This is a genomic window from Allobosea sp. FG18 (genome assembly GCF_057809495.1).
Genome location: NZ_JBMDKB010000007.1, coordinates 144286 through 165341, shown reverse-complemented (window position 1 = coordinate 165341; position 21056 = coordinate 144286). Strand labels below are relative to the sequence as shown.

At 61.6% G+C, this 21056-nt stretch carries 26 protein-coding genes and 4 tRNA genes; 11 read left to right on the top strand and 19 right to left on the bottom strand.

The window, feature by feature from the left end; all coding sequences use genetic code 11:
* Nucleotide 1: 1 nt before the first annotated feature.
* Nucleotides 2-772: a hypothetical protein gene (locus ACODTJ_RS10350; protein ID WP_488848578.1), complete on the top strand. Its 771-nt coding sequence runs from the start codon at nucleotides 2-4 to the stop codon at nucleotides 770-772.
* Between the two features lie 66 nt (nucleotides 773-838).
* Nucleotides 839-1798: a hypothetical protein gene (locus ACODTJ_RS10345; RefSeq protein WP_488848576.1), complete on the top strand. Its 960-nt coding sequence runs from the start codon at nucleotides 839-841 to the stop codon at nucleotides 1796-1798.
* A gap of 50 nt (nucleotides 1799-1848) precedes the next feature.
* Here ACODTJ_RS10345 and ACODTJ_RS10340 read toward each other — a convergent pair whose 3' ends face one another.
* Together ACODTJ_RS10340 and ACODTJ_RS10335 are read right to left on the bottom strand one after the other, a co-directional pair.
* Nucleotides 1849-2661: a metallophosphoesterase gene (locus tag ACODTJ_RS10340; RefSeq protein WP_488848575.1), complete on the bottom strand. Its 813-nt coding sequence runs from the start codon at nucleotides 2659-2661 to the stop codon at nucleotides 1849-1851.
* A gap of 165 nt (nucleotides 2662-2826) precedes the next feature.
* Nucleotides 2827-3054 (bottom strand): hypothetical protein, encoded by a 228-nt coding sequence (locus ACODTJ_RS10335; RefSeq protein ID WP_488848574.1) that lies wholly within the window; start codon nucleotides 3052-3054, stop codon nucleotides 2827-2829.
* A gap of 76 nt (nucleotides 3055-3130) precedes the next feature.
* Here ACODTJ_RS10335 and ACODTJ_RS10330 point away from each other — a divergent pair, with 76 nt between their 5' ends.
* Nucleotides 3131-3547 carry an aminoacyl-tRNA hydrolase gene (locus tag ACODTJ_RS10330; RefSeq protein ID WP_488848572.1) on the top strand — a complete coding sequence of 139 codons (417 nt, stop codon included), beginning with the start codon at nucleotides 3131-3133 and terminating at the stop codon, nucleotides 3545-3547.
* A gap of 83 nt (nucleotides 3548-3630) precedes the next feature.
* Here ACODTJ_RS10330 and ACODTJ_RS10325 read toward each other — a convergent pair whose 3' ends face one another.
* From ACODTJ_RS10325 to ACODTJ_RS10265, 13 genes are all read right to left on the bottom strand, one after another.
* A complete protein-coding gene (locus ACODTJ_RS10325) occupies nucleotides 3631-3984 on the bottom strand; it encodes a hypothetical protein (RefSeq protein WP_488848570.1) in 354 nt (117 codons plus the stop codon).
* On the bottom strand, nucleotides 3981-4343 hold the full coding sequence (locus ACODTJ_RS10320; RefSeq protein ID WP_488848568.1) for a hypothetical protein: 363 nt from the start codon (nucleotides 4341-4343) through the stop codon (nucleotides 3981-3983). Before ACODTJ_RS10320 ends, ACODTJ_RS10325 begins: the two co-directional genes overlap by 4 nt.
* 79 nt (nucleotides 4344-4422) lie before the next feature.
* Nucleotides 4423-5154 (bottom strand): metallophosphoesterase family protein, encoded by a 732-nt coding sequence (locus ACODTJ_RS10315; protein ID WP_488848566.1) that lies wholly within the window; start codon nucleotides 5152-5154, stop codon nucleotides 4423-4425.
* Nucleotides 5129-5656, bottom strand: a complete 528-nt coding sequence (locus ACODTJ_RS10310) for a hypothetical protein (RefSeq protein ID WP_488848563.1) — start codon at nucleotides 5654-5656, stop codon at nucleotides 5129-5131. Before ACODTJ_RS10310 ends, ACODTJ_RS10315 begins: the two co-directional genes overlap by 26 nt.
* Nucleotides 5653-6066, bottom strand: a complete 414-nt coding sequence (locus tag ACODTJ_RS10305) for a Ros/MucR family transcriptional regulator (RefSeq protein WP_488848560.1) — start codon at nucleotides 6064-6066, stop codon at nucleotides 5653-5655. The genes ACODTJ_RS10310 and ACODTJ_RS10305 overlap by 4 nt, the downstream gene beginning before the upstream one ends.
* A gap of 333 nt (nucleotides 6067-6399) precedes the next feature.
* A tRNA-Met gene (locus tag ACODTJ_RS10300) sits at nucleotides 6400-6476 on the bottom strand.
* 29 nt (nucleotides 6477-6505) lie between these two features.
* Nucleotides 6506-6580 (bottom strand) — tRNA-Ile (locus tag ACODTJ_RS10295).
* A gap of 10 nt (nucleotides 6581-6590) precedes the next feature.
* Nucleotides 6591-6666, bottom strand: a tRNA-Asn gene (locus ACODTJ_RS10290).
* 29 nt (nucleotides 6667-6695) lie between these two features.
* Nucleotides 6696-6770, bottom strand: a tRNA-Ala gene (locus tag ACODTJ_RS10285).
* A 495-nt stretch (nucleotides 6771-7265) separates the two neighbouring features.
* Nucleotides 7266-7673: a hypothetical protein gene (locus ACODTJ_RS10280; protein WP_488848558.1), complete on the bottom strand. Its 408-nt coding sequence runs from the start codon at nucleotides 7671-7673 to the stop codon at nucleotides 7266-7268.
* Nucleotides 7674-7711: 38 nt separating this feature from the next.
* Nucleotides 7712-8764: a hypothetical protein gene (locus ACODTJ_RS10275; protein WP_488848556.1), complete on the bottom strand. Its 1053-nt coding sequence runs from the start codon at nucleotides 8762-8764 to the stop codon at nucleotides 7712-7714.
* Between the two features lie 57 nt (nucleotides 8765-8821).
* A complete protein-coding gene (locus ACODTJ_RS10270) occupies nucleotides 8822-9892 on the bottom strand; it encodes a hypothetical protein (RefSeq protein ID WP_488848554.1) in 1071 nt (356 codons plus the stop codon).
* Nucleotides 9893-9999: 107 nt separating this feature from the next.
* The gene (locus tag ACODTJ_RS10265) at nucleotides 10000-11064 is read right to left on the bottom strand and encodes a hypothetical protein (protein WP_488848553.1); all 1065 of its coding nucleotides are present in this window, start codon (nucleotides 11062-11064) and stop codon (nucleotides 10000-10002) included.
* A gap of 159 nt (nucleotides 11065-11223) precedes the next feature.
* Between ACODTJ_RS10265 and ACODTJ_RS10260 the strand changes: the two genes are divergently transcribed.
* The 5 genes from ACODTJ_RS10260 to ACODTJ_RS10240 all read left to right on the top strand — a co-directional run bounded on the left by ACODTJ_RS10260 (nucleotide 11224) and on the right by ACODTJ_RS10240 (nucleotide 14309).
* Nucleotides 11224-12096 (top strand): hypothetical protein, encoded by an 873-nt coding sequence (locus ACODTJ_RS10260; protein WP_488848552.1) that lies wholly within the window; start codon nucleotides 11224-11226, stop codon nucleotides 12094-12096.
* 137 nt (nucleotides 12097-12233) lie between these two features.
* Complete coding sequence (locus ACODTJ_RS10255; protein WP_488848550.1) at nucleotides 12234-13172, top strand: pentapeptide repeat-containing protein; 939 nt, start codon at nucleotides 12234-12236, stop codon at nucleotides 13170-13172.
* Nucleotides 13173-13280: 108 nt separating this feature from the next.
* Entirely contained in the window at nucleotides 13281-13598 is a 318-nt protein-coding gene (locus ACODTJ_RS10250) for a hypothetical protein (protein WP_488848548.1), read from the top strand.
* A 41-nt stretch (nucleotides 13599-13639) separates the two neighbouring features.
* The gene (locus ACODTJ_RS10245; protein WP_488848547.1) at nucleotides 13640-13999 is read left to right on the top strand and encodes a hypothetical protein; all 360 of its coding nucleotides are present in this window, start codon (nucleotides 13640-13642) and stop codon (nucleotides 13997-13999) included.
* Nucleotides 14000-14087: 88 nt separating this feature from the next.
* Nucleotides 14088-14309 carry a hypothetical protein gene (locus ACODTJ_RS10240; RefSeq protein WP_488848543.1) on the top strand — a complete coding sequence of 74 codons (222 nt, stop codon included), beginning with the start codon at nucleotides 14088-14090 and terminating at the stop codon, nucleotides 14307-14309.
* 19 nt (nucleotides 14310-14328) lie between these two features.
* On the opposite strand, the gene ACODTJ_RS10235 is transcribed toward ACODTJ_RS10240, so the two are convergent.
* The 4 genes from ACODTJ_RS10235 to ACODTJ_RS10220 all read right to left on the bottom strand — a co-directional run bounded on the left by ACODTJ_RS10235 (nucleotide 14329) and on the right by ACODTJ_RS10220 (nucleotide 17590).
* Nucleotides 14329-15597, bottom strand: a complete 1269-nt coding sequence (locus ACODTJ_RS10235) for a hypothetical protein (protein ID WP_488848541.1) — start codon at nucleotides 15595-15597, stop codon at nucleotides 14329-14331.
* Between the two features lie 86 nt (nucleotides 15598-15683).
* Nucleotides 15684-16580: a hypothetical protein gene (locus tag ACODTJ_RS10230; RefSeq protein WP_488848540.1), complete on the bottom strand. Its 897-nt coding sequence runs from the start codon at nucleotides 16578-16580 to the stop codon at nucleotides 15684-15686.
* Nucleotides 16581-16704: 124 nt separating this feature from the next.
* The gene (locus ACODTJ_RS10225) at nucleotides 16705-17259 is read right to left on the bottom strand and encodes a hypothetical protein (RefSeq protein WP_488848539.1); all 555 of its coding nucleotides are present in this window, start codon (nucleotides 17257-17259) and stop codon (nucleotides 16705-16707) included.
* Nucleotides 17260-17329: 70 nt separating this feature from the next.
* Entirely contained in the window at nucleotides 17330-17590 is a 261-nt protein-coding gene (locus ACODTJ_RS10220; protein WP_488848538.1) for a hypothetical protein, read from the bottom strand.
* Between the two features lie 138 nt (nucleotides 17591-17728).
* Here ACODTJ_RS10220 and ACODTJ_RS10215 point away from each other — a divergent pair, with 138 nt between their 5' ends.
* From ACODTJ_RS10215 to ACODTJ_RS10205, 3 genes are all read left to right on the top strand, one after another.
* A complete protein-coding gene (locus ACODTJ_RS10215) occupies nucleotides 17729-18025 on the top strand; it encodes a hypothetical protein (RefSeq protein ID WP_488848536.1) in 297 nt (98 codons plus the stop codon).
* A gap of 63 nt (nucleotides 18026-18088) precedes the next feature.
* The gene (locus ACODTJ_RS10210; protein ID WP_488848534.1) at nucleotides 18089-20449 is read left to right on the top strand and encodes a hypothetical protein; all 2361 of its coding nucleotides are present in this window, start codon (nucleotides 18089-18091) and stop codon (nucleotides 20447-20449) included.
* A complete protein-coding gene (locus tag ACODTJ_RS10205; RefSeq protein WP_488848533.1) occupies nucleotides 20382-20933 on the top strand; it encodes a hypothetical protein in 552 nt (183 codons plus the stop codon). The genes ACODTJ_RS10210 and ACODTJ_RS10205 overlap by 68 nt, the downstream gene beginning before the upstream one ends.
* Nucleotides 20934-21056 lie beyond the last annotated feature (123 nt).

Genomic DNA, 21056 nt, shown 5'->3' with positions numbered 1-21056 from the left:
CATGTCCCGGGCATTGGAGCGTTTTTTCGCAGATGTGAAGCGTGTCGGAACGCCCCACATCACCGACGGCGTCAGAATGGTTGGTTGGGCGGACTCATCAAGTTGGGGTTTCCTGACTTTGGACGAGACGGACACTGCTTACGCCGCCGGCTTCCCCCTTCCTCTCAGGATCGGCGGCGAAGAACCCGATTTGGCCGACTACATGGATTCGATGGCGAGCAACCATTGGAGGACCTTCGACGCCGATCTCCGGCTTAACCTCTGCTCGGCCGCCGAGTCAGCTGCCGACGTTGCGGACCGCAAAGGCCGATCCTTTGACCAAGAGATCGACCAGTTCCTCGTCGATTTCAGGGCGGCGATCGATCTCTCCGCGTTCGATTTCCTCGGGGAGCTCGATACGTTGTGGGACGCGGAATCCTATCGGTGGCTTACTTCAAGCGAGGGGATACGTTCGGTCCGGCTTCGCGCGGCCGAGCTTTGGCCATGGGCCGTGCCGTTTCTGGCGCGAGCCGACTTCATGGGTCTCTTTGATGAGGGAGGCCCTGATCTCGAACAGGCCGTAAGATCTGCGCTCTCGGCGTTGCTGGAGGCGGAAGGGCATGAGGTTCCCGATCGGCTCCTTTGCTGGTTTCTGAAACCTGCTCAGAGCCGCGCAGCATGTGGACGGAGCGAGTTCTCCATCCGGCAGCTGTTCCGCCAGCTGTCCCTTTTGCCGCCAGAGTGGCTTCCCGAAACCCCAAAGGACGAAGGGCGCCTTCCGATCGCCATTTAGGATTCCAAGGCACTGTTTGCGCTCGCTCCGGTCCTGGTCGACTACTCTTCGATGGTCGGGCGCCCTGTGTCCGAAGCCATTTCACGCGATGGTGAGGGGTGGACGCCAATCATCCGTCGGTTGGCGGGCAAGGCAGGCTTTGGCACTGATGGAGAGCTGGACGCCGAGGACACCGTTACCCGTCTCGTGATGAGCGCGAACGACATGATGAGCGCGTTCGGTTTGCAGGTCATCGAAACGGCCACGTATCTGACCGATCCGGACAAGATCGACGCGGTTCACGAGAGGGGGTTCATTCACAACGACGCAGCACTTTGCAGAGTTGGGTTCGATGACCCTGACTTCGCGTTGGCGAATGGGGCCTCGACCGTGGCGGCCGGACGCCTCCTGGCGGGAACGAAGTCGTTTTCAGGCTTCGTCGAGCTGGCCGCTGATTGGCACCGCAATCTCACGCCGATCGCTCGCTTGACCGCTGAGATTGCAGGGCATCACTCCTGGGGGTCGGCCTTGGTCCCCGCTGTTTACGTCGCGCCGAGCGGGATGGAATTTCATACGATCGCAACGACAGAAGCTCTCCTCGACGAGGCTGCTGCGATGGACAACTGCCTTGCGACGTACCTTCCGATCTGTTGGGAGGGGCAAGCGGCAATCATCTCGCTTCGACGAGATGGTAAGCGAGTGGCTGACCTTGAGATGCGCCTCCTGGATCGTGATCACTTCAAGTTCGTCCAGCTGGCGGGCCCGAAGAACTCGGTCCCTGACGAGGCCGCGGTCGAGGCGGCTGCGGAACTCAAGGCGGCGATCGCAGGGGGCGAAGTGCAAATCGACCCGATGGTTCTTTTTCCGACCGAAGGAATCCCGAGCGACTTCCCGCTGATCATGGAGGAGTACGCGGCAAATCTCGCTAAGCTCCTGACCGTTTGGGAGCCCTTTATGCCCAGGGCTTTGCGAGGTGCCTCGCCTGCCGAGATTATTGCTGCTTCGGGCTATGACATCGATAAGGTGCTCGACTGCCTCAACGCCTGAGGTATCCCTGACCAGGTCGCGTTCGACGAGGGCGTCCCCCTCGTCGCTTATCAGGACGACAGGCTCAGCAGGCGCTGAGGGCTCGTTTCAAGCACCAGCCCGGGAACGAACCCGGTCGTCTCCTCGATATGGCCTCGAGGGTTGCTGACGATCCTGGTCGACCCGATTGTGTAATCCTGGGCCTTGTGGATGTGCCCGTGGAGCCAGAGATCCGGCGCGGTCTGTTCGATCAGCCCTGTGAGATCCGAGGCGTAGCAATAGCCATGGGAGTCCATCCGATCCGAAAGTGAACTCGGATGGGGTGCGTGATGCGTCACGATGACGGTCTCGCCCGCCCATGGCTTGGCCAGTTCATCCGCGAGATAGCGCCGCGTCGCCCTGTGCATCTCCAGCGTGTCGGTTGGCCGAAGCTTCTTTCCGCCCTCCGACTTCCGGCGGATGCGCTTGTAGTCCCTCATGACCCGCGCAGCCTGGCGCACCGCGTCGGTGAGCGACCAGGTGTCCAGCCGAAGATCGGTCCAGAGCGTCCCGCCGATGAAACGCGTGTCGTCGATCTCGACAGAGCTGTCGAGCAGCAGGTCGATACCGAGCTTGTCCGCGAGCTCCCTGCCGCGATCGAGCTGATCCCAGAGCGTGTAGCGCTCCTCGCCACGGTCCCAGTAGAAGTCGTGATTGCCCGGCGTATAGACCACGCGCGTGCCCGGGAAACGCTCGTGAAGCCAGCGCAGCGATCTGGTCAGGGGCGTGTGGATGTCGCCGGGAGCAACGATGACATCGAAGCCGTCCGCCGGCGCCTCCGGGAGTGGATCCCAAGGTTGATCGTCGTGCTCCTGGTGGAGATCGGAGAAGAGCCAGATGCGCATTGGAAGCCCTGCGGGGCGAGAGGACGTGGTGGAGGCGAGTGCTGGCGTCAGACCAGTGTTACCCGTTCGATGCGCTTCAGCATCCGGGCTTTTGCCCGGCCGCTCTCGGCGCCGATGATCCACAGCTTCGTCATCCCTTGAAAATCGGGTAGGTTGCCGCAGGTGTCAAGGAATGGGTGCGCGATCCGGTCCAGAGGAACCGATTGCGAGCTGGCGCGCCGCTTCTTCAATACAGCCCGCCGTCGCCGCCAGTCCGATAGAGCGGAATACTGAGGCTGCCAGGAGCATGACGCGATCATCGCGTTCGAGGACCGCCTGTTTCGCCAGCGCTTCCGCAATGGTGTTCCAGTCATCCCACCTCTGCAGGATCTTTATCTTGGGCTCGTCGATCATGGTGGCGTCTCCGCTATCAATCGACTATGGCCAGGCAAGAGCTGCAATGTGCGGCTAGAGAGCGAAATTCGATCAGATGAGTGATCCTGTCGAACCGAAGGCGCGCGAGCTCAAGATGTGGCTCGCCGTGCGGACCGATCTCCCGGTGTCAGTCGGCAAGCTGCTCGGTCAGGCAATGCATGCGGCGGGCTGGCTGCACTTGCGCGTGGCCTCTGAGAAGCCCGCCCTGCTGCAGGAGTACCTAGAGGATGCGACGCCCAAGATCGTCGTCGCTGTGGCCTCTGAGGAGGCTCTGGAGCGGGTTGAGCGAGAAGCGGCAGTCGCCGGTATCCCTCATCAGTCCGTGCGCGACGCCGGCCGCTCGGAGATCGAGCCCGGCACGAAGACGGTATGCCTGTTCGGACCGGCTTACCGAGACGAGCTGCCGAGCTATCTTAGTCGCCTGCGCACGCTTTCCAACGACAAGTTCACCGCTGGGATCGCCGCGGTCTGACGAGGCTTCGCCGTCCGCCCAGGCAGGCCGTTCGACGGGCGAATGCAGGCCTCTTCCGTTTCTTATGGAGTTCTCTGGTTCTGTCAGGAGCTCCTCATGCGCGGGGACGAATCCATCAAACGCGCCTTCACCAGCGTCTCCGCCCAGACCCGGTCAAACGAGACATTGCTGTCGTAACCGGCCGCTTCCTTGGCGCCGAGGAGCCAAGCGTTCGCCCGACGCTCGCGCTCTTCCATAGCGGCCTTCTCGCGCTCGCTGGCGCCGGCGCGCCGATCCGCCTCGTCACGCTCGGACGCGAGTGCCTGAATGGCTTCCACCGCCCTTCCGGCGAGATCTGCAGGCATGTTCGCCGATGCGGCTTCGAGGTCTCTGAGCAGCGCGCGCAGGTCGTTCTCTCCCGTTGGGAGTTTAGCTTTCGGAGCCGGGTCGATGGTCACGCCGGGTCGCTCGGTGAGCAGTGGGTCAGGATATGCTCTGCGAGCAGCGTCTTCTGATGCCCAGAGCCCCAGAGCGCCGCAAACTTCTTGCCGGTCGCGTCGATGAGATAGGCGTGGAACTGCCCGTTCGAGTCCGAGGTGTTGCTCTTCTCCAACGACCACGGGAAGGGCGGCAGCTCCGGAGGCTTGGGCTCCTCGTAGATCTTCTCGGTGGTCTCGATCCAAACCCGCTTCCACCGCGAATAGTCGACCGGGTGCTTTTCAGCGGCCTCCTTGGATGGGAAGCCGCCTCTCAAGGTCCGGACAGCGCCGGAATGAAGCTCAGCCTTGACCGCATGCTCGTAGATCACGTCCGGCATCGTTCCGTCCCTCCATGGGCAAGGAATCATCCGCCGGATCCTCCAGACCCGCAACACATATCCTCGGCTTCCGAGACCTTCAGATCTCGACAACTAGGCCCGGCGCAAAATCTGGCACGGTCGAGAACCCGCCGCGGGCGTTGCCGACAATCCTGGTATCGCCATGACGGCTCTCGATACGGCGGTGGATGTGCCCGTGAACCCAGAGCCTGGCATTTGGAAGCGCTGATAGCGCTGCCATCGTCGGCGGATAGTGCGTGACCACCACATCAGCGTGCCGCGACCGCAGCGCAGCGACCGCAGCCTCGTGCCGCTGCTGGATCGTCCGGTTCTTCGCGCGTCGATCCATGATGCCTGGACCGTCGACGAAGATGGGTTCTTCGTAAGGCAAAGAGGGGTGCCTCCCGCCGAACCAGGCGGGCTGCTCTCCGGACATGATCTTCGTGAGGTCGGGAGCGGCGTCGACCTCCTGGGCACATACGGGATGCCAGAAAGTGCCCCCACCGATCGTGATCCCCGCGAACTCGGCAAAGCTGTCATCGAGGAAGTTGACACCATGGCGCTGCCCGGCCTCCCTTCCCGCCTCAGAGACCGCCCGGAGCGACGCGCCCCAGCACTCGTGGTTTCCCGCCACGAAAACGGCCTCCATGCCGCCCCTGATGCTGTCGACGAAGGCGATCGCATCAGAGACGCTTTCCTCTTGCACGTCGCCGGCGACAATCAGGATGTCGGCATCGGGCCGGGCCGGCAGAAATCCTCGGTTCTCCGGGACTTCGCGATGCAGGTCAGAGAGGATCCAGAGGCGAGGCATTAACAATCTCCGTGAGGCGGGTGACAGCCAAGGAGTTCCAGATGCAGCCGCTAGCGCACTCCCAGCTGATGGCCCAGTGCAGTTCGCGCGTGCGATAGAGCTTGTCGAAATCGAGGTCAGTGATGACGACGCCGTCGGCGGCGGCTGCAACTTTGTCCCAGCCTATTGAGGTGTGGGACACGCCCGCGTGGGACCATTCCGTCCGGAACCTTCGTTCAAAGTCCACGATCTCTTCAAAGTTTCTCAGCCAGATGAGTTGTGAAGCGACGACTGATACCTCGGTCGATTTGGCGAGAGAAAAATCTGCGAGATGCGAGGAGGCGCGAACCAGTCTCGGCCAAGAATCTCCTACCGATACCCAAAAGCCCGCGGGCTTGAAGAACGGAACGTCGATTTGGGGTCGGGATCGGACGTGAGTGATGACCGTCGCGCCAAAATGATAGAGCCGCGGATGTGATGCACCCGCGGCTCCGTCTCGATCGCTCTGAATTAGCCAGTTCACGCCGCCTTGCGGCCCAGCGCAGCCTTGCGGCCGAGGCCCATCTTCTTGGCGAGGTTCGAGCGCGCCTCGGCATAGTTCGGGGCGACCATCGGATAGTCGGCAGGGAGGTTCCACTTGGTGCGGTACTCCTCGGGCGACATGTCGTAGGCCGAGCGCAGGTGGCGCTTCAGCGACTTGAACTTCTTGCCGTCTTCCAGGCAGGTGATGAAGTCGGGCGAGACGGACTTCTTGACCGGAACCGCCGGCTGCTGGGGCGCGACTTCCGCAACCACCTCGCCGGAATTGAGCTTGCTCAGCGCACCGTAGGTCTCGGTAATGAGCTGGCCGATCTCGGCGCGCGGCAGGCTGTTGTGAGAAACGTAGGCGGCAACGATCGTGGCGGTCAGGTCGACCAGGTCATTCTTATCCATGTCAGCAGTCCTTTTATCAGTGAACTCTGCATCCATGGATAACGACGTCAAATTGGGATGAGAAGATGACGAAAGTTCATTTCGGTGGATGACGCCTAGAGGAATCGTTTCGCAATCCTTGATTAACTCTCTTTCCCATCGCTGGAGCCACTGTGAATGAGGGAGCGGAAGACTGCAAAGACAATAGAGGTAACCGGTTGATCCGGAGGGCGGCGACTTGGTCCGCTGCGCATGCGTATTAGGGCATCTGAGGCGAAATCTGCATTCGTCGACGCATTGGTTTGCTTTCGCTGCCGGGTCGGGAGCTGAGATCGACCGACCCGGCGAGGACGTTGGTTGCGGAAGAGGGATTCGAACCCTCGACCTCCAGGTTATGAGCCTGGCGCGCTACCGGACTGCGCCATTCCGCGTCAACGTTTCGGCCGATCGGCCGGCTATTTGGTGGTCCAGGCAAGGCTCGAACTTGCGACCTGACCCTTATCAAGGGCCTGCTCTACCACTGAGCTACTCGACCACATGTCCGATGGCTCCGGCTCCAGGGCTCGAACCTGGGACAACCCGATTAACAGTCGGGGACTCTACCAACTGAGCTAAGCCGAACCAGCGAACATGACCGACAACGAGGCAAGTGGTGGAGCTTCTCGGGATTGAACCGAGGACCTGAAGCTTGCAAAGCTACTGCTCTCCCGCTGAGCTAAAGCCCCATCAGCTGCCTCGCTGTTGGTGATTGATAGATAGGGCCCCCGGCTGGCCACGTCAACAGATTTTTTCATTTATTTTCACGCACTTAGATGTACTTCATAGCTTCGCCGTTCGCGCCCGCTGCCGGCTCGTCGGAAGGCTCTGCTCTGAAGTCCCGCGCCCGAGGCGCCATCGTGTTTCCCATGCCGTTTCCGGCGATCTCGTCGTCTCCCATCGCCTGTCTCCGTGCGCCTGGTGGCGTTGCTCCAACGCCAAAAAGCCAGGGGCCCCGTCCGTTTCCGGAGGGGCCCCTGGCTTGGCGCAATCCTTGTGAGGAATGATCGCTCTCTAGCCGCCTCCAGACACGACGAAGCGCGCCGCGTTAATCGCGGCGGCTGCGTTCATGGTCATGGCGGCGTTTGCGCGCATGATGCGGGCGGCACTCCCAGAGAGGATCAGCGAGAGGAATATGCAGCCGTTCGTTGAATGGATCAAGCAGGCGTGCAGCCTGGGTCGTCTCAGCGCTTCATCGGCACAGGATTGAAATGCCGCCGGGATGCCGGTGTGCGCCAAAAGGCTCGGCATTGAGCTCGCCACGCTAGCGCCTCTGGATCGCTCGTCGGCGACAGCAGACGCAGGATGCGCACAGGCGCAAATGCTGCGTACGGCCCTTCGATATCGTGGAATTCCTTGAGGTAGAGCGTCTCTGTGTCTTCGTGGTGGTGCATATGTTTCAGGAGGCACGTGACGCCGCACACTTCCCCGTCTCTCTCCCTGACGGCCGCAAATGCGTACGCCTCTATCTCACCGTCGCCCTCGTAGACCTGAAGGTCTAGAACCTGCGACCCACCTTCCTCTAGCTCCCTTTTGATAGATTCTTTGAATGAGCCTTCGATTTTGATGTCGTTCCAGCCGGGTTTTGCCATCTCTGCCTCTTCATAGTCGTTAAATTGAGTCCCAATCCTTAGATAGCCGGGGCGCTTGAACCGAGATAAGGTTCTTCGTCAGGCATCCTCGAAAGATCGTTGCCGCAAGCGAGTGCGAACCGCGGAATCGATAGCAGGACCTTGAGCGACGCTTTGGCTTCCTCGTAGGCTGCTACCAGGCGCTTGTATTCCGGATCTGCCGTCTCGGCGTCCCAAAGCGGCTTTATGAAAGAGGTGCCGATCGTCAGGATCTGCACGGCCTGGTCGGCGGCGTGCTTGAAGCGGTTCCGTATCTCTCCAAAGCGAGCGACATACTCCTCCTGGGTCGAGCGCATCTCGTTTGGCCCGATGAAGGTCTGCGCAGTCCAGGTCGGGAGGAGATCGGGGTAGCCGCCCTGTCGGAAGATGTAGCGGCTGGGGACGTCGAAATCCTGCGTGCCGATCCGGGTGAACTGCCAGCGGAAGGATCCGCTTTCGTAGGGATCGATCGGGTCGACATTTCCCAGCAGGAGACCTTCCATGCACGGAATAGCCAACCGCGGCGGCAGTCCAAGTTCAGCGATAGCGTCGGTCGCGGCCGACACCATGAAATGCTGCAGCATCACCGCCTGGGCCACTTCTCGCTCAGCGTCGAGATCGCCTTCGACCCGTTCGTGCATCCGCGCGGAGGCATGAGCCTTCCAGGTGCTCGGAAAACGCCGGAAGTCCACCATGGCGTATTTGCGCGTGGCATAGAGGTGCAGCGTCCAGATCGAAGCCTTGCGCTGATCATCCTTGGTCCGAGGTCCGACGAACATGCGAACGTGCTCGATCGCGTCCCCTTTCGGCCGGACGCGGGTCGCTTCGCGCTTGTGATCGAAGGAGACGATCGAGTTCACCGTCCTGTCGAACTCGGTCATCATGAGACCGGAGATCCCTTGGAGATCTCCGGCGACAAGCCTCTTCCGCCCGCCAAAGCGGCGGTTGCACGCTCCAGCGATCGCCTGGAGAACCGGTTCGGTCGAGCGATAGATGCCCTCGCGTGCCTTTTCGCGCTGGCGCTGGACCCTGAGATTCAGAACCGTGGGCTCTTTGCTGACATCGATCAGCATGGGGATGCTCCAAGCTGGTTTAGAGAGTGGCATAGGAGGCCTCACCGCAGACAGGCCTCAGAACGCGAGAACGAGTTCGGCCTCGTGCACGAGTTCGTCGTGGTTTGTGGCCTCCGGCCAGGAGCGGCGCCGCGGTGCTCGTTTGTCTCTTCCGCAAAAGCGCGTGCGCCGGTGCTCCCTGAAGATTTCGCGCATGTCGTTGCTCGCAGCCCTGAATGCGTCGAGCAGATCATCAGACATGCCGCGCAACGCCTCCTGCGGGGGCTGCATGATTGAGCCCCCGGTGATCAGCAGCTTCGCGACTTGGCGGGAGACGATCTGGTATTTCTTCTGGAAACGCTGCAGGTCCGTAAGGTAGCGACGGTAGGTGGGCCCGATCGTCTCCTCGTCGATATAGGTTCGCCCAATCCAGCCCATCGTCGCGTCGCTGAACTGTCCGTTCCGCTTGAGGGCTTTCGGCGCGATCGCCGTTGCTTCGCAAAAATCGCGGCTGATCATCGTCCGGCACGCGGTGACGCCCAGACCGCCTATCTCGCCGACGACGCCCCCGATCATGCCGTCCCCGCAAGGCACGGTGAACCGGGGCAGCCGGTTTTCGGACACGATGAGATCGGAAGCGACGGCGATCATGAAGCTGTGTTCGAGGAGGTTCTTCGCGATCTCGCTGCGGACATCGATCAGCTTTCCGCCGCGCTCGACGAGCCTTGCCATCGCGTGCGACGCCCAGCTGAAGGGCAACGGTGCGTTCTCGATGACCACCAGTTCGCGGCTCGCGAAGAAAGTCTGCGTCCAAAGCCATGATAGCTGCGAGCCGTGCCCCGGTGATGCGTGGACACGGATGCGCTCGAACGACTCCGCTCGCGGACGGAAGCTCGCGGGAGAGCGTTCGATATCGCGCTCGAACAAAGACGGGACGGCGATCCCGGGATAGTCCCGGTAAGCCTGATCCAGGAGATCGAGCTCGGCTGTGACGAGATGGCCTGTTTTGAGAAACGGGCGATCACAGATCTCCTGGACGCGTTCCACCAACGACGCTAGCGAAGCGTTTGAAGCATCGAGCAGCTCGTAGTGCTCGTCCGAAAAGTGCTGCTCGGCAGCCTCGGAAAGTGGATCGCGCTTCCTTTTCATGGATCCGGCCTCGTTGTCTCTGTCCGAACAATTGTTCAGCCCGGTCAAGAAACAAACAACCGATCCTTGCTCATCCACCGAAAGGTCGCCGACCTCGAACTTGTCCGCTACATCCCGACGGACAGAGCTTCTTCCATCTGCAGCTCCTCCTGCTGCTCGATCCAGGAGCGTCGGCGCTTGCTGCCGCGCTCGACGCCGCAGATCTTCGTTCGCTGAAACTTGTTGAGGAACTCACGCATCTCGGCGGTCGCATCCTCATAGGCCTCCTTGAGGCTTTCCGAGACGCCCTGCGATAGCTCCTCCGGTGGCTTCATCACCGATGTCATGGTGATGAGCAGATGTGCCGCCTCCTTGGCGGCCAGCCGATACCGGCGCTGCATGCGGCTGAAATCGTAGATGTATTGCCGCTCGGCGGGACCAAGCATTTCCGCCCCGAGAAAGGTACGCCCGAGCCAACCGGTCGTGGACTGGCCCTGCTGGCCGCGCCAGGACAAGGCAGCCGGCCCGATATAGTCGATCCCGGCGATGTCCCGAGTCATCATCAGCCGAAACGAACCGCGATCCACCGTGGGAATGGGGCCGACGAAACCAGCGAGGATGCCATCCGCGACGGGGATGGCGAAGCGCGGCGGCAGACCCTCCGCCTCGATCAGATCGGCGGCTACCGAGATCAGGAAGCTGCATTCCAGCACCTGCTTGGCCATTGCACTGCGTGGATCGTGATGCGTGAGGCCTCGCTGCATCATCCTCGCCATGGCATGCGTGCTCCACGCGAAGGGCAGCCGCGAATTCTCCAGGATCACGATCTTGCTCTTGGCATAGAAGTTGGTGGTCCATAACCAGGAAAGGTCGGCGGCATCGCCAGGCGAGGCATGTAGCCGTAGCCGCTCGAACGCGTATTCGTTGCGGAAGGCCGTCTTCGTTGCGCGCTCCATATTGCGGGAATAGAGCGAGGTCACCTCGCCGAGGGTCCCGTCGAACGCCTCTTCCAGCTTCTCCAGGTCCGTCACCTTCAGACGACCGGCCGCGGCGAAGCTCGGCGAGCAGATGCTTTTCACCTTGGCGATAAAAGCGTCGGTCGTTTCGCTGGTTTCCCGAAGCAGCTGGCTTTGCTCGGTCTTCAACTGCCGTTCGAGCATCTCGCCGAAAGGGTCGTCCTGTCTGGTTCGCATGGCCGGATCTCGATGAGGTCCCGACGAGTCTCCCGCGAGGGAATGCATGGAACAAACAAGGCGTTCTTGCCCGCCCACGGATTTCTGCGGGCGACCGCTCAATTCCTTTGGACAACGCCCCTAACTTCCTGTCGTCTGTGCTTTCGATAGGAGGCGTCCATGCAGCGCGCGATGAGCGTCGAAATCATTCAGGGCGAGAACGACCAGGTTGCCGGCTTCATCCTGATGCCGTCGGGCTGGGCCGAGCACGAAAGCGGAATTGACCGGCTCCTGAGATGGGCAGGCATCCGGCTGGTCTCGGATCCTGAAGGCATCGGCTCGCGCTCGGCGGAAGAAGTCCCTCTGTCGCTGGATTTCCACGTCACCGGCAAGGTGCGGCTCGCAGGGTCGCGCAAGCAGCATAAGGTCGCGGTGCTTCAGATTGGGCCTTCGACGATCTCGCCCCGCGCTCACTTCCTCGAGGCCAAGAACGAGCTCTGCGGCTGGTGGGACCAGTCAGGGTTCGCAATCTCGGCCCACGGGGATGCGATTCCTCATCTCCAGGCTCTCGCCGATGCCATTCGCGTACCGGACCTCGCAATCTGGCTTGGCGGCGCCGGGGGCAATCCGTTTGCTCGGGATGGGCTTGTCATTGCGATGCCGAGCCGTGTCAGGGCCGAGGACAAGGCGCAGATGCTCGCATCTGATCAAGCGAGGAATGAGCTTAAGCGGGATGCTCTCGCTACCGGGATCGAGCAAAAGATCGCCGAGCGTCACGCCACCATGAAGGGCTCAGGCTTCCGCTCGCCTTATGGGTTCTTCGCCCTCGCTCCGGGACGTCCGCTTCATGATCGCATCGGACTGCCTAATCCGATCGAGACCCGGCACAACGTGATGTTCTTCTTAAACCCGCACGATCAGCAGGGCGTCAACTTCGGGTGGTTCACCGTCGAGGAGCTCGAAGCCTGGCTTGAAGGAAAAGGTCCGGCACTCAAATCAAATTGGCAGCGACCTGATCGGCGTCCGACGACCGCCGCGGCGCCGGCGCCTTGAGCAGAGGATATTCCGTGAGCAAGCCATCGAACGATGATAGGCAGCTGGTCCGTGGAAGCGTCCTCGCCGGCGAGGAGATCTCCATCATCAGAACCGGTCCGATCAAGCTCGGCGCTGACGGCACTGCCCATGCCGAGGTGATCCTGGACCAGCCGGTCCCCATCTCGCTTTCTGCCCTGATGCCGGATCCCCAGGACCGGTCCGGCCTCTTCAAGGATCTCGCCAGCGTGCTGACGCTGGAGTCCGATCGTTTCGACGACCTCGTCGCGGCCGGAGGGATGGATCCCGCAATCGCGTTCATCGGCGCCGATCTCGCCAAGAGCGAATTCTGCGGCTCGGCCGAGCGGCCGCTCGATCTGCGGGGCTGGAATTTCTCCGGGGCCGATATGACCGGGGCCCTCTTTCAGGACGTCATTATCGATCGATCGACGAGGTTCGACGGCGCAAAGCTCGATGGGATCGTTGGGGACGACGCGGACCGAGTCCTCGCATTCGTCAACGCAGCAGCGGTCCTTCGGACGGTGGGGTTGGTGACCACGCCGATCAAGCTGGTCGACACCGGAACCGAAGGCTCGGGCGATCAGCGCTTCCTCTGCCAGCTGCTGCTCGATTGCACTGAACTGTCCCTTTGGACCGGAGATGAGGTCGAAGTCGTGCTGAGCGGCACCGATGGCCGTCGCCAGGAGCTTCCCGCCGGGATCGCCGACTATCTCACGCATGAGATCGACGAAGACAACCTCGATGACGAGAAGGTTCTGTCTCTCGAAGGCGTCGAGCTTCTGACGCCGGGTGATCGGCCGGTGTTGTCGGCATCGTCCTGCGGCGGCCGGCGACCATCGCGAGAGCTCGCTGAATCCGTCATCGATGCCTTCCTCACGGAGACCCTCGGCGAGCTGGATGTTCCCTTCGAGCTCCATGAGGACGGTGACGAGAGCTCCGCCCCCGGCAAGTGCGGCTGGTCCTTCTGGGTTCGGTCCGAGGACACCACCTCATACCTCCATGAGGGTCTGGGGATTGAGTGGTACGGCACGGGCTACGACCCCGATGACGAGCATTCGGATGAGCCCTCGCCCTGATCGGGCCGGCTCTGTCCACCCGTTCCTGAACGAACGCGAACGCTTTCGTTCAGGCTCTGTTTGGTCCTGGCCTGCTCTGATGCCGGCATCCACTGAAAGGAGCTCTCGATGGCTCGGTTCGTAATTGCTTCCCTTTTCGCTCTCGGTGTCGGCCTCGGCACCGCTGCTCACGCTGGCGAGGCCCTGGCGCCCTCCGTCGCCGCGCAGCTGGACAAGTTGCCGGCCGAGTTCTCGATGTCCGAAGCCAAGCGCGAGCGGCTGATGATAATCCAGGAGAACATGGCGCGGCAGAACGCGTACGAGCGCCGCTACGGCTATGGCGGCCGGTATCGCGACGGGTACGGAGGAGGCTACGGCTACCGCCGCTACGGGCCTCCTCCCCCGCCCTACGGCTACCGACGGCCATATTACGATGATCGCTGGTAAGCTGGCTCGACGCCTCGGCGCTCTGCTGGCATTTGAGCCCTATGCCGTTCTTCCACGCCACCCTTCGTAAGCACCTCGCCAGCATTCGTCGCCATGGTCTCGGAGCCGATGGCCATGGCGCCAACTGGCCAGGCTGTGCCGCCGGCGTCTACCTGGCTTCGCACCCGGCTGTCTGTGTCTCGGTGATGCTGGAGCATTATCTCGCCTACGGCGACCCGAGCAGCGTCCCGTCGGAGCATCTCGACGAGATCTGCGTGATCGTCATCGACGACAGCCGGGTTCGCTCCGATCGCCTTCTCGCGGATCCCCAGACATCCCGCTCGGACAGCTTCGTCTACAGCGGGGTCGTAGACATCTCCGGCCTGCCAGTCCTCGGCCTTGAAGAAGCCTTGGCCGGTTAGCAGCCGTTCCCTTGTAACGCCTCCCATCCTGTTACTGCCGGCGCCCTGTTTCGGGTCCGGACTAGTGCTGAAGGACAGGAGCGTGCAGATGGGTTGGATCTCGAAGCGGTTCATGCGCAACCGGGCGAAATGGGGACGTCCCGTTTCAGCCGAGAAGCGGAAGGCGCCTCTGGTAGCGATCGCCTATGTCATCAGGCATCGAGAAGGTCTTTTCGACCACGATTTTGTTAAGCTCGAATGCGGGCACGAAGCGATCGCCTATGGCCAGCTCAAGGCCCGCTGCACGCGATGTGCCGAAGGCAAAACCTGATCCGCTCGATGGCCCGGCCTCAGGGCTGCAGTGAAGCGCGAGGCGTCTCGTCCCACCATTTTTCCGCGCGCGGCGCCGGCTCGAACGGGAGCAGCGGGATGATCGCCCTCAGCGTGTCGAGTTCGCATTCGAGGAAGCCGCGGCCGCACGGATCGTTTGCGATCAGGTTGCCATGCCTCAGCATGAGGTTCTCGCGCCGATAATCGACCGTGGGCAGGTTCTCGCGGAGAATCTTCGCGTACTCCCGGAATCGAGGGTAGCGATCGTCGAGCTCGCGGCTGGGCCGATCGATGCCCCGAAGTGCTGCGATCGCCTGCTCAATGATCTCGTCGAGCTCGGGAGCATCGCCTTCATCAGGCAGAGGATCCAGCCGCTCCACCAGGGCAACCGCTCCACCGTCGTCGGTCAGCAGGACGTCGAGGACAACTGGAGCGTGGAGACCGACGAACGGGGCCAGCGGACCAGCGGCTGCAACCAGCTGGCGGAAAAAGCCGTCGACACCGTTTCCAGCCCTGATGGTATCGATGCGTCCGCGTCCGTAGACGACTGCATGATGGCCGGCACCAATCTCGCGGAAGCCTTTTGCCTCGATCAGCTGCAGCGCGACCTCAAGATCCCTCGTGCTCCCGATGACATCCGAGACGGCTGTGGGCATCGCCTCCCGGTCGGCTTGCCGGGCCGCCGCGCGAATAGGCTCGAACAGGGCCTTCGCCCGGTCGAGCGCTCGCTTTCCTTTGCCGCGATAGGACATCTCTTCCTGACGCGCGCCCGGATAGTTTTTGCGGCTCACGCTCTGAGCCTCTCGCAGCTTTGCCGCGGCCTCACAGGCGGCCTCGTAGCAAGCCAAATGAGCTGGAGACTGCAGCTTGAGCTTTTCAATGAGCCCCGACGTCCCGTAGCGATGCTCGAAGAAGTCGGTGATCTCCAGCGCCGTCGCAAATTGCGTGCCGCGCTTGGGGCCGCCGCGCCAGCCAACGCGCTTCGGCTTCCGGCTGTCTGCAACCGAGGTCTCCTGGGCGACGGGCGCTGCCCGCAGCTCTTCCCGCGGCGCTGGCTCGTCCTCATAGCTCGGATCCGGATCGAAAGCTCCGATGAGAAACGATTGCGCTGCGAGCAGATCGGAATAGGCCGATTGTGCCGGCAGTGATCGCTCCCGGGCTTCTGTCTCGTCCAAGTTCACCGATACTCTGCCGTCGGAAGCCTCCGCCATGCGCGCGATCTCGCGACCCTCCGCTAGGGTCAGAACGCGGATATCGCCGCGGCCGTCGTCGTTGAAGGTGATCTGCAAGGCTCTTTCCTGCTTTCGATCACGCGATCATGCGGCGCTCCTGACGGAGACGCCAGAGAGGACCGGTGGATGGGCGTCCTGAAAGCTCAGGGCCGCGGGGCCGGCGCCTGCTCCAGCTTCCACGGCGCATCGTCTCCGAACTGAGCATCGACCTCGGCGAAGCTTGCCTCCGTGCGCTGCTCGCCGCCGAGGACAAACGGGACAGTAGGCTTGAACCGGGCGTCGATCGTCAGGTTCGTGTCGAAGATCGGGAACAGCTGGATCTCGTCGCCCCAGTGATTGCTCACCTTCACCGTCTGGCGGGTCAGGATCTTCGCCGGTTCGTCGAAGTCGCTCATCGCGCGGCGAACACCGAAGCCGGCCGGGCGAGCAAACTCGTTCTTCGTTGATGGCGTCTTCGCAGGAAGGGTCTCGACCAGGTGGTCGACGGACTCGCGCGTCAGCCAGAGCTTGCCACCATGCGCATAGCCGACGAGTCCCAGGCCTCGCACGCGAGAGCTTGAATTGGCATCGCCCGTGAGCGTGAGCAGGACCGGGTGGCTCGGCATCCGCCAGCGGTTCTCTGGATCCGGCTTCTCCAGCCAGGCCGGCGTCTCGCTGCGGATCGTGTAGCCGACGTCGTCATCCCACATGTTTTGCCAATCGGTCGCCTTGACCGAAATGGTTTTAATCCCGATCGAGGCGAAGATCGCACTGATCCGCGGATGCAGGATCTCGGGGTTCACCGGCTCGTGGAGCTCGTACGTCTCCTCGTCCTGGTGATCCTGGTACTCACGGTAGCGGAGGTGTTTCTTCCCGGAGATGACGAGGTGCCATTCGATCTCACCGTTTTCGACGGCGCGAAGGGAGAACCCGGTCGACCCCATCACGTTCGATGGGAGCCAGCCCCTCATCTCCGCACCGTTGAGGTTGGATGAGCGGACCAGGCCGTCGGAGTCGAGCGCTACACGAAGCGCCGCGAGCGTGCGTAGAGCGTTGACCACCGCGAGTCTCCTTAGAGAGCCATCGCGGGCTGCAGCCCGTTGTCGAGATTCATGGATCAACTCCTGTTCGCTGACGCGATGCTGGGAGCTAACCCTGAAAGTCACAACGCGTCGTCGGCCGCCGCTACACCAGCCGAGCGTAGCGATAGTTGCCGGCGCAGGGCTGTCCGTCCGGCCCCTTATGCCTCTTGGGGAAGCGCATGCTCGGATTAGTTTGCTCGCTCCCTTCTTCGAGCAAACGACCGTCCGAGATATGCCCACAGACAGCGCAGGCATAGCGCTCTCGGGTTCTGCCCTCGTTCGGCGCCAGGCTGGCCAGCCCGCGCTCGATGAGCTGGAGCACGACTTGCTTCTCGCTAGGCTTCGAGGGGTCAGACGCACGCAGCGTTTCAACGGCTTCGACAACGGCCGCAGGGGCGATGCAGCTCAGAGTTCGCATCTTGGGAGGCTCTGCAGCCCTAGCGGGGGAGACCGATGGCGGTTTCGGGCCGCGATCCGCCAGATCGCGCGCTACGGCGACCATCCAGTCCGGGGCGCTCTTGCTTGGGTTCTCGCCGGCGTAGCGGGAGAGCGTGTTCAGGTGCACCGCATGACCGCGGAGACGAAGCTCCTCGTGGAAGCTTGCTACGTCGAGCCCCGCAGTCTTCAGCAGGCCATTAAGTTTTTCGTCCGCACTCAAGGGCGACTTCCCCACGAAATCGGGGAAGGAATAGCCGCAACACCTTAAGGTTTGCCAACCGGTCTCGGTGTCAGTTGCAGACCACTTTCCCATTCTGGATGTTGGGGCCGCATGGCTTGGTGATCGTGATGCCGTGCCCGCTCCCTACGCTGCCGGGCGTAACGCGAGTGCCACCTGGTCCGTTGAAACCACCATCGATTTTGGGCGGCGGGTTTGGGGCGGGCTGAAAATTCTTTTGTTGCCCCCTTTGGATGCTTGGGGTTGGCATTTGAGCGAACACGGCGGTGGTGGCAGCCAGCAAAACCACCGTGACGATGATTGGCCTGCGCATTGTCGAACTCCTGTGCCAATGCAGTCAGGCTACGCCTGACCTGCCGCTTGGTCATCCTCTCCGTTGGTAGAATTCACGCGTCGACGCTTGTCGGATGCATCTCGATCCGGAAGTCTCGTCGCAACAAGCGAGGATTCCATGAGTGATGCCGATTCCGATCCGGACTTCATCGAGTTTGACTTCGGCACCTTGGAGAACGCGACAGTGGCCGAGAAGGCATTTCCGCTGACATTCGCTTCCCTCGGCACCTCGATCGCGCTGCGCTCCGGCGTCGTCGACGACATGGGAGATCAGATCCGCGAGCGGCTTCGCGGCCTTGGCCTCTCGTGGACCGAAGCCCCCTCATCGCTGACCGAGGAGGATATGTGGCCGGCGGAGCCTGGTGATGATGGCGGTGAGAATCTCGACGAGGCGCCGACGTCCTTTACGCCCTGATGCCCGGCTGGCGTACCAACTCTTGCAAACTCTTTCATCGATCGATTGAAGCTCGGCGAACCCATGATCCCAGTCGACTGCCCCGATTACCGCCCTGACTCCAACCTGCCTTTCGGCTCGCCTGAGATGAGGAACGCCTACCGCGAAGCAGTTCGAAATCGCGACTGGGTCAACCTTGATGCGATGTCCATTCGCACTGACGCTGATCGGTTCCTGAAAGAAGCTGCAGACCCTAGCCTTCAACGAAGCAAGGCGACTGGAAAGGTCGATGTTAGCCTCACCGAACAATGGCGCTCCCCGTTCCTCAAGGCGATCGATCAGCGCCTATCGTTCTTAGCAAAGGGCGAGGAGTTGGCGCGGGTGCTGGGCTATGAAGAGGCCTACTCTGAACGAACTGGCTCCCTGACCGTGTGGGAAGTCCCGCTCCCGTGCCCGTCGGGTGGGCATTTCGACGTCGTGTTCAATCAGAAGGGAACCGAGGTCTATTGGTTCGGACACCTTCCCGGATATGAGTCCCTGTATCGCCGCCGCTATCACGCAATTTCGTTCGATGCTCGCGGGCACGTCGTCGAGATTTCGCCGTCGACGTTGTACGGCCATATGGGAGTGGCGCGCAGCGAAGCTGGCCTCACAAACTATCTCCAGAGCCTCTCCAAAATGATGGAGAGCTATATCGATGAGCACCTCGATTCCTTCAGCCGGGTTGCAGAGGCCCGAATTGGTCGGGAGATCAAGGCGTTGCAAGTGGTCAGGAAGGCGCTTGTTGCCGGCGTGCTTGAAATGAAAATGCCTCCGTGGCTCCTGCCGGAGGTCCTTCGCCTTTATCGCTCGGAAAAGCGCCAATCCTTGGCTTCGAATTGCGGCATGGTTTCCAACATCGCCTTCAATCTCAAGGCGCTGCACATCCGCACTCGATCTGGATATCAATTCAAGATCCAAGGAGAAGCCACTCTGCTGGATCACGGTCATTCCGAGGCCTTTTGGCCGGAGCCTCATGATTGGGGCACAATCGGCGAAATTAGGCACGAAGAGATCCAGAAGGTGTCACGGGGTTCGAACGGCGCGTTCGAGATCGAATTCGGCTCCGGAGTTCGGGTGGTAGCCGAAGGGCTGGAGATCGTAGCCAAACCTGCCGACCCGAAGGCGGATGCCTGGGCTAGGACGGTCGAGCGCATGGCGGTCGGCTTTGAGGCCATGTCGACACACATCAGCCCGGTCTCGGACGGCGGACTTGAAGGCTTCGAGTTTTGGATCAGCGCGTCCCAGGTGGAGGGGCGAAGGCGTCCTGCGACTGATCCATCAGAGCTTCTCGGGTTTCGATTGCTTACGGCTGCAGGCGGCACTCTTAAAATGGTAAGCCTGCCTTGGGATGCGCCTGGCTCCTCTGACGTGGCCGATCGGCACCCGAGAAGCTTTCTCGGCACAGCGCTTCGAATGGCAGGTCTTCTAGAAGATAAGTTTCCGAAACGAACGCTCGAACGAGACTATATCCGTACGACGCTTTCGCGCCTCGATGGAGACGCGCTTAGCCTGTTGAGGGCTGTGCGGTCGTACGACAGCCGTGCTTACAATATTGCTCGCTCTCTCCCTGCCGACGCCCCATTTCGCGCAGCGGTGGAGAAATTACCCATGCTCGGAGCGATCCTGACCCACCGCGCGCATGCTGAAATGACCGGTGACGTCTACCAGAACGACCCGACGCTTTCCGACGACCCAATCGGCGCGTTCGCTCAGCAGGCCGCCGATTTTGCAGCCTATAAATGGCCTGGCGTCGCATTCGATACGGTGCGTGCTCGACATGTCATCGAAAAGGTCGGCTCCGTGGTCGTTCATTACGATCTCGGATTGCTTCCTTGGCATGCGGCGTTTTTTGCGTTCGCACCGGATGCGGCATTGCCGAAAACGCCAGAGCAGATGAAAGCCGCCATGAGCTTTATCGAGGCTGCGACATTCATTTTCGACAATGGCTTCATCGCTCCAGCCGACTTTTATCGCGAACTCGCGGAGAACGGGCATGACTGGAGGATTTACGACGAGAAAGGGCATCAAGCCCTTTGGGTTTTCTCCCTTCCCTATGAAATCGGCAATTGTGTCGCCTCTCAGTTCCTTTCGCAGAACGGGATTGTTCCGGAAGCGGAGTACAACGAAGACTGGGGCGCTGGCCGTGCCATTTACGCCTCTCTCGGCGCTGGTAAGGGGTACCTTGGAGCTCTCCGATTGAGGGACCAATGGAGAGACGATGTCGAAGCCAGCATCCCCGAGCGCTACGATACGCTCTGTAAGGCGCTATTGCCGGATTGGACCTCCGACCTAGAGGTGACAGATCTCATGGCTCGATATGGCTTAACGCCTACCGATGGTCGAGACGGACTTGGCTTCACCAACTCAAATCACGCTGGAGCTTCGTTATCTCCCGGTTTTTGAGCAACCTTTTGGTGGACGGACCGCCGGTGAACGGAGTGCCGCGGTTGCCTGTTGCATCTTTATGACAGCACGATCTCCCATTGATTGCTTCGAGGGCGCCATGGCCGATCACTACTACACCGTCGTCGGCAGCTGGCCGTTCCCGCCGGAGATGATCGGCCATGATCAAGCGGAGCCGGCTACCTCGGAGGACGCAGAGAAAATTCGATTGCTCTCCGGGCCGCATCTTCCCGACCGCGAGGCCCTCCACGAAGAGGTCAGGATCAACCTGGTCATGCGCAACTGCGGCCGCTGGCGCCCGAACACCGCCAAGTGGGAGAGTTTCGACTGGAAGGTTCCCGGCGACAAGCTCTACGCCGCCATGAAGGCGAACCGGGCTGAGCACGCCAAGCGCGTCGCCGACCTGAAGAGCGGCCTGGCCAAACTCAGCCCCGACGAGCTCGAAGCCTTGGAGTATCATGGCTTCCAGCCGCCGGGGGCGTGAGGATCAGCGCGCTGATTGCCGATCTAGCGCGCCGGATTTGCTCCGCCTTTCCAGAGCCTTCTGAGAAGATGTTGAGAGCGTTTGCCGATCTCGGTCCGACGGTGCGGTTTTCCTCGCCTCGCG